Source organism: Curtobacterium sp. B8, assembly GCF_000333315.1.
In the GTDB taxonomy this organism is placed as follows: Bacteria; Actinomycetota; Actinomycetes; order Actinomycetales; family Microbacteriaceae; genus Curtobacterium; species Curtobacterium luteum.
This window is the reverse complement of record NZ_BACW01000216.1, coordinates 1-7,509: the sequence shown is the minus strand read 5'-3', so window position 1 is coordinate 7,509 and position 7,509 is coordinate 1. Positions and strand designations below refer to the sequence as shown.

The following is a 7,509-nucleotide window of genomic DNA, read 5'->3' as shown; positions in this document are numbered from 1 at the left end:
TCCCGTCCGTCAGGTGGGAGCGTGCGCTACCCGCGCAGCTCCAGGTACTTCGCGATGAGCGCCTTGGTCGAGGCGTCCTGCGCGTCGAGCGCCTCCTGGTCGCCCTCGACGGCCGGCGTGACCTGCAGCGCCAGCTGCTTGCCGAGCTCCACACCCCACTGGTCGAACGAGTCGATGCCCCAGATCGTGCCCTCGGTGAACACGATGTGCTCGTACAGGGCGATGAGCTGCCCGAGGACGCTCGGGGTGAGCTCCGGCGCCAGGATCGACGCCGTCGGCTTGTTGCCCGGGAACGTGCGCGCCGCGACGATGCCCTCGTCGGTCGTGCCCTCGGCACGGACCTCGTCGGCGGTCTTGCCGAACGCGAGCGCCTTGGTCTGCGCGAAGAAGTTCGCGAGGAACAGCGTGTGCACGTCGGTGCCGGGCGCGACGCCCTTGCCGTCGCCGGTCTCGTCGGTCAGCGGACGCGGCGGGTTGGCGATGGTGATGAAGTCCGCCGGGACGAGGTTCGTGCCCTGGTGGATGAGCTGGTAGAACGCGTGCTGGCCGTTCGTGCCGGGCTCACCCCAGAAGACCTCGCCGGTGGACGTCGTGACCGGGCTGCCGTCCCAGCGGACGCGCTTGCCGTTCGACTCCATCGTGAGCTGCTGCAGGTACGCCGGGAAGCGGTGCAGGTACTGCGTGTACGGCAGCACCGCGTGGCTCTGGGCACCGAGGAAGTTCGAGTACCAGACGTTGAGCAGCCCCATGAGGACCGGGACGTTCTGCTCGAGGGGCGTCGTGCGGACGTGCTCGTCGACGGCGTGGAACCCGGCGAGGAACTGCTCCCAGTGCTCCTTGCCGATCGCGACGACCACCGCGGTGCCGATGGCGGAGTCGACGGAGTAGCGGCCGCCCACCCAGTCCCAGAAGCCGAACGCGTTCTCGGGGTCGATGCCGAACGCGGCGACCTTGTCGAGTGCGGTCGAGACGGCGACGAAGTGCTTCGCGACCGCGTTCGTCTTGTCCTCGTCGGAGCCATCGGCGAGCCCGAGGCGCTCCCAGAGCCACTGCCGGGCGAGGCGCGCGTTCGTCAGGGTCTCGAGGGTTCCGAAGGTCTTCGACGCCACGATGAAGAGCGTGGTCTCGGGGTCGAGGTCCGCCGTCTTCTCGTAGATGTCGGCCGGGTCGATGTTCGAGACGAAGCGGGCTTCGAGGCCGGGCTGGACGTACGGCTTGAGGGCTTCGTAGACCATGACCGGGCCGAGGTCCGACCCACCGATGCCGATGTTGACGACGGTCTCGATGCGCTTGCCGGTGACACCGGTCCACGCGCCGGAGCGGATCTGCTCGGCGAACGCGTACACCTTGTCGAGCGTGGCGTGCACGTCGGCGTCGACGTCCTGCCCGTCGACGACGAGCGACGGCTCGATGCCCGCCGGGCGGCGGAGCGCGGTGTGCAGGACGGCGCGGTCCTCGGTGACGTTGATGTGCTCGCCGGCGAGCATCGACCGGAAGCGCTCGGCGACGCCGGTGTCCCGCGCGACCTGCAGCAGGTTCGTCAGGACGTCCTCGGTCACGAGGCCCTTCGACAGGTCGACGGTGAGGTCCGCGGCCTGGAACGTGTACTTCGCTGCACGACCGGGGTCGCTGTCGAACCACCCGCGCAGGTCCGGGGTGAAGCCGTCGGCGATGGCGGCGAGCTTCTTCCAGCCGTCGGTCGATGTGGGGTCGACGGGAGCGGAATCGGTCACGAGGGGTCCTCCTGGATCACGTGGGTACACGGTCCGCGGGTCACCGCGCCGTTGCGTCGCGGACCAGGTCCGAGCGTAGTGCCGTCGCGCTCGGCCCGCGCACAGTCCGCGTTCGCCGTGGACGGAGGCGCGGTTCGGGTGGGCGGACCGGCGTCGGTCAAGCGAGCAGCGCCTCCAGGACGTCCGCGACGGGACCGGCGGACGCGGCCCGCCAGGCACGACCCGCCCACAGGTGGAGGTGCTGCGCGTCGCCGCTCGCGGCGGCATCGGTCCGGAGCGGCCGGGTCAGGTGGTGGAGCGCGGGGTAGCCGAGCGGCGCGTCCGGGTGCGCCCGCGTGAAGGCGTTCGCGAGGCTCCGCGCCGGACGCCCGGTGAACGCCCGGGTCAGGACCGTCCGGTCGAACGCGGCGTCGGCGAGCGCAGCCCGGTGGGTGGCGTTCGTGCCCGCCTCGTCCGTCCGGAGCACCGCCGTGCCCACCGAGACGGCGGACGCCCCGGCCGTGAGCTGCTCGCGGACGTCGGCCGCGCTGCCGATCCCGCCGGCGGCGACGACCGGCAGGTCGGTCGCAGCTGCCACCCGGCGCACGAGCTCGGCGAGCGGGATCGGTGCCGGCGTGCTCGTCGGGTCGAGCACCGCGGAGTGGCCGCCGGCCGCCTCCCCCTGCACGAGCAGGACGTCGATGCCGCGCTCGGCCGCGGCCCGGGCGTCGGCCGGGTCCGTGACCGACTGCACCGTGACGGTGCCGCGGCTGCGGAGGGCCGCGACCACGGCGGCGTCGGGCAGCCCGAACGTGAACGACACGAACGGCACCGGGTCGTCGAGGAGCGCGGCGATCTTGTCCGCCCAGGCGTCGTCGTCCTCGTGCTTCGGCGGCAGCGGGCGACCGGCCTCGTGTTCGAGCTCGGCGCGGTAGGCCTCGTACACGTCGTCGGCGATCCGCACGGGGTTCGGCGCGAAGAGGTTCACGCCGAACGACTCCGTCCCTGCGGCGCGGACGGCACGGACCTGCGCCGCGAGCCCCTCGACGTCCTGGTACCCCGCCGCGAGCTGGGCGAGGTGCCCGGCGCGGGCCGCCGCCGCGACGAGGCCGGGTGTGCTCGGGCCACCGGCCATCGGAGCGACGTGGACGGGTGCCGCGGCACCGAGGACACCGGGCAGGGGACGCATGCGCCCATCCTGCACCGTCCTGCCGCCTGCACCGCCCCACCGGAGCCGACCGCCGTGCTGCCGGCTGCCCCTCAGTCGAGCGGCCGGAACCGCCGCAGCCGCAGGCTGTTCGTCACCACGAACACCGACGAGAACGCCATCGCCGCCCCGGCCAGCACCGGGTTCAGCAGCCCGGCCATCGCGAGCGGCACCGCGGCCACGTTGTACGCGAACGCCCAGAACAGGTTGCCCTTGATCGTACGGAGCGTGGCTCGCGACAGCCGGACGGCATCGGCGACCGCCGTCAGCCGCCCGCTCACCACGGTGATGTCACTCGCCGCGATCGCCGCATCGGTGCCGGATCCCATCGCGATGCCGAAGTCCGCTGCCGCGAGCGCCGCGGCGTCGTTCACCCCGTCGCCGACCATCGCCACGACGTGTCCGTCCCGCTGGAGCCGACGGACGACCTCGAGCTTCGACGCCGGTGTCGCCCGGGCGTGCACCTCCTCGATCCCGACCGCGTCGGCGACGACCCGAGCGGCACCATCGTTGTCGCCCGTGAGGAGCACCGGCCGCAGCCCGAGCGCCCGGAAGCGACCGACCGCCGCCGCGGACTCGTCCTTGACCGTGTCACCGACGACGACGATCCCGACCGCGAGCCCGTCGCGCGCGACGGCCACGGCGGTGCTGCCCTCGGACTCGGCTCGTTCGACCGCGGTCCGCAGGCCGTCCGACAGGTCGACGGCCCAGGCGTCCCGGAGCCAGTCCGACCGGCCGACGACGACCGCCGCGGCCGCGCGGGCGTCCGCGCTGGACACCACGGCCTGGACACCGGCCCCTGGAGTGGCGGCGAAGCCCTCGGCGGGCGGCACGACGAGGGAACGCGACCGGGCGTCCACGACGACGGCGCGCGCGACCGGGTGCTCGGAGCCCTCCTCGACCGCTGCGGCGAGGGCGAGGACCGTGTCGGGGTCGACGCCGGCGGCCGGTACGACGGACCGCACGGCCATCGTCCCCGTGGTCACCGTGCCGGTCTTGTCGAGCACGATCGTGTCGACCGTCCGGGTGCGTTCGAGCACCTCGGGTCCGCCGATCAGGATGCCGAGCTGCGACCCCCGGCCGGTCCCGACGAGCAGCGCGGTGGGCGTCGCAAGCCCGAGGGCGCACGGGCAGGCGATGATGAGCGTCGCGACCGCCGCGGTGAACGCAGCCGTCACGGAACCACCGACCACGAGCCAGCCGACGAACGCCAGCAGCGCGAGCCCGATGACGATCGGGACGAAGACGCCGGACACCCGGTCGGCCAGCCGCTGGACGTCGGCCTTGCCGGTCTGGGCCTCCTCGACGAGCCTGCCCATCCGGGCGAGTTCGGTGTCGGCGCCGACCGCGGTGACGGTCACCTCGAGCCGGCCGCCGACGTTCACGGTCGCACCGGTGACGTGGTCGCCCGCGCGGACCTCCACGGGGACGGACTCGCCCGTGAGCATGCTGAGGTCGACCGCCGAGGACCCGGCGCGCACGACGCCGTCGCTCGGGATCCGCTCCCCCGGGCGCACGACGACCACGTCGCCGACCACGAGCGAGGCCACCGGCACCCGCGTCTCGGAGCCGTCCCGGAGCACGGCGGCGTCCTTCGCGCCGAGTTCGAGCAGTGCTCGGAGGGCGGCGCTCGACTCACGCTTGGCGCGGGCCTCCGCGTACCGGCCGGCGAGCACGAACACGGTGACGGCCGTCGCGACCTCGAGGTAGAGCTCGGTGCCCTCGGGATCGGTCGCGAACCACGAGAAGGTCATGTGCATGCCGGGCACGCCGGCGTCCCCGAGGAACAGGGAGTACAGCGACCAGGTGAAGGCCGCGCCGACCCCGACGCTCACGAGGGTGTCCATCGTCGCGGCGCCGTGCCGGGCGTTCACCCACGCGGCACGGTGGAACGGCAGCGCACCCCACACCGCGACGGGCGCAGCGAGGGCCAGGGCCGCCCACTGCCAGTTCGGGAACTGCAGGACCGGCACCATCGACAACACCACGACGGGGACGGCGAGGACCGCCGACACGAGCAGGCGCTGCCGGAGCAGACGGGTCTCGTCACCCTCCGTCGACGCAGGCCCGGCGCTCGACGGCGGCACCGGCACGGCCGCCCCGTACCCGGCCGACTCCACGGTCGCGATGAGTCGCTCGACGTCGACGTCCGCGTCGTCCCCCACCCGCACCTGCGCCTTCTCGGTCGCGTAGTTCACGGTGGCGGTGACCCCGGGCAGCTTGCCGAGCTTGCGCTCGATGCGGTTCGCGCACGAGGCGCAGGTCATCCCGGTGATGTCGAGCTCGACGTCGCTCACGGCCGCACGACCTCGTACCCCGCCTCCGCGATCGCGCCGTCGAGGACGTCGGCGTCCACGGGCTCGTCGGAGGTGACGGTCACGGCGGACGAGCCGCCGGGCACGAGGTCGACGGCGACGCTCTGGACGGCGTCGATCTCGGACAGCTCCTCGGTCACGCTCATCACGCAGTGCTCGCAGGTCATGCCGGTGACGAGCAGGGTCTCGGTGGTCATGCTGGTTCCTCCATCGGGTGGTGGTGTCGGTTCAGGAGCGGACGAGGCGGGCGATCGCGTCGCTCGCTTCGCGCACCTTCTGGTCGGCGGCGTCGCCGCCCTCGGCGACGGCCTCCGCGACGCAGTGCTTGAGGTGGTCCTCGAGCAGGGAGAGCGCGACCCGTTCGAGTGCGCGGTTCGCCGCGGAGATCTGCGTGAGGACGTCGATGCAGTAGGTCTCGTCCTCGACCATGCGTGCGATGCCGCGCACCTGGCCCTCGGCGCGGCGGAGCCGCTTGAGCAGGTCGTCCTTGTCGCCGATGTAGCCGACGTGTGCGTGGGTCTCCTCGTGCATCGTGCCTCCGTCCTCGTGAACATGGTACCCCCCTGGGGTATTCCACGTCACTGGTTGCGTTCTGACGACACCCAGACCGGGCCCACACCGCCGGTTCCGGAGCGACGCGCCAGCGGCGTTCCGGCCGTGCCGGTGGGGAGAGGCGCGGATCGCGCTCCCGCGCCCGCTGCGGTCCGGTAGGTTCTCGACTCGTGCAGCGTCTCTCCCCCGGTCAGCGTTGGGTCATCGGCCTCGGCGTCTTCGCGTTGGTGCTCCTCGTCGTCGGGCTCGTCGCGGTCGGGGTCGGTTCGGCGAACCTGCACGCGACCTGCCGGGAGGACGGGTTCGACACCCCGTGCCCGGGCGACGCCTCCGGGATCGTCTGGGGCGGCGTCCTCGCCGTGATCGGGCTGCTCCACCTCGGGTTGACCGGGCTCGCCGGCGCACTCGTGTGGACCTCGACGCCGGCCATCGCACCGCGCGGACCGCGCCCCGGGCGTCCCGAGTTCCAGGTCTTCACGACCGGCGACCTCCGGGACCCGTCGACGCAGGACGCGGTGTTCGGACGCCTGTTCCGGACGACCGAGGACGTGCTGCCCGGCTGGCTGGTCGAGGACGGCGTGGTCCGTCCCGGCGGTCCCGACGACGCGGTCGCGGGTGCCCTCCTGCACCTCGACGACGAATGGGAGCTCGCGATCCTCGACCGCAGGGCCGGCAGCGGCGTGCGACGGGTCCGGATCGAGCTCACCTCCGGGGCGACGGCGTGGGTCTTCACCCCGGTCGTGTAGACATTCCCCATGAGCACCGCGCCGCCCAACGGGTTCCGGAAAGCGCGGTACACGCACGACGACGGCACCGACTACGCCACGATCTTCACTGCCGAGTACGCGGGCCGCGAGTTCGCGACCGACACCTTCGCGACGGCCGACACCCAGTACGAGTACACGATGGTGGGCGACGACGACCTCACCCTGCGGTCGATGCGGGCGCTCGGGGGGCGTCGGGGCGGTGTGATCGGGCCCCGGACGGACCACGTCGTGTTCTGGTTGACCGCGGGCGAGCTCGAGATGCACTTCCCCGACCGCACCCGTGTCGTCAGACCGGGGACCCCGTACATCGCGTCCGCGTCGGAGGCGTACCGGTTCGAGTCGTCCGGCACCGTCTACCACGGCATCCACATCGCGGACGCGTTCCTCCGGGAGGTCGGTCGCCAGCTCGGCTTCCGGCTGCCGGACGGCCCCCTGCTGTTCGACCAGCAGGACGAGGCGATCGCCCGACGCGAGCCCCTGCGTCACCTGATCCGCGAGCTCCAGGGCTCGCTCTTGGACGACCGGGTGACCGGTCCGATGCGCACGGCACTCAACCGGCGGCTGGCGACCGTCGTCCTCGACACGTTCCCGATCCGCAACCGCGGCGAGGACGTCCCTGTCGCGAACCGGCTGCGGGACGCCGTGCGGTTCATCGAGGAGCACGCCGCGGAACGCCCGTCCGTGACGCGGATCGCCGCGGCCTGCGGACTGAGCGAGCGCGGCCTGCAGGAGGTCTTCGCGCGGACCATGGGCACCACACCCCGCCGCTTCCTCCGGGACCACCGACTCGACCGCGCCCGCGACGAGCTGCTGCAGGCCGACGACCCGTCGGTCGGGATGGTCGCGAACCACTGGGGCTTCACGAACCCGGGGCGCTTCGCGCGGGACTACCGCGAGCGGTTCGGAGAGGACCCGGCGACCACGCGCCGCGACCGGTCGAACCCCCGGGTTCGTGC

General features: G+C 72.8%; 7 protein-coding genes. 2 read left to right on the top strand and 5 right to left on the bottom strand.

Annotation, left to right across the window (positions count from 1 at the left end; translation table 11 throughout):
• Nucleotides 1–26: 26 nt before the first annotated feature.
• The 5 genes from pgi to I59_RS05485 all read right to left on the bottom strand — a co-directional run bounded on the left by pgi (nucleotide 27) and on the right by I59_RS05485 (nucleotide 5,765).
• Nucleotides 27–1,733: a glucose-6-phosphate isomerase gene (pgi, locus tag I59_RS05505; RefSeq protein ID WP_022903014.1), complete on the bottom strand. Its 1,707-nt coding sequence runs from the start codon at nucleotides 1,731–1,733 to the stop codon at nucleotides 27–29.
• Between the two features lie 157 nt (nucleotides 1,734–1,890).
• Nucleotides 1,891–2,901 (bottom strand): nitronate monooxygenase, encoded by a 1,011-nt coding sequence (locus I59_RS05500; RefSeq protein WP_022903013.1) that lies wholly within the window; start codon nucleotides 2,899–2,901, stop codon nucleotides 1,891–1,893.
• Nucleotides 2,902–2,972: 71 nt separating this feature from the next.
• Complete coding sequence (locus I59_RS05495) at nucleotides 2,973–5,186, bottom strand: heavy metal translocating P-type ATPase (protein WP_042726501.1); 2,214 nt, start codon at nucleotides 5,184–5,186, stop codon at nucleotides 2,973–2,975.
• A gap of 26 nt (nucleotides 5,187–5,212) precedes the next feature.
• Nucleotides 5,213–5,431 (bottom strand): heavy-metal-associated domain-containing protein, encoded by a 219-nt coding sequence (locus tag I59_RS05490; RefSeq protein ID WP_022903011.1) that lies wholly within the window; start codon nucleotides 5,429–5,431, stop codon nucleotides 5,213–5,215.
• A 31-nt stretch (nucleotides 5,432–5,462) separates the two neighbouring features.
• Entirely contained in the window at nucleotides 5,463–5,765 is a 303-nt protein-coding gene (locus I59_RS05485) for a metal-sensitive transcriptional regulator (RefSeq protein WP_022903010.1), read from the bottom strand.
• A 191-nt stretch (nucleotides 5,766–5,956) separates the two neighbouring features.
• Between I59_RS05485 and I59_RS05480 the strand changes: the two genes are divergently transcribed.
• Nucleotides 5,957–6,532: a hypothetical protein gene (locus tag I59_RS05480; protein ID WP_022903009.1), complete on the top strand. Its 576-nt coding sequence runs from the start codon at nucleotides 5,957–5,959 to the stop codon at nucleotides 6,530–6,532.
• 9 nt (nucleotides 6,533–6,541) lie between these two features.
• Nucleotides 6,542–7,509: AraC family transcriptional regulator (locus I59_RS20690; RefSeq protein ID WP_022903008.1), on the top strand; the 968-nt coding region annotated here is incomplete at its 3' end.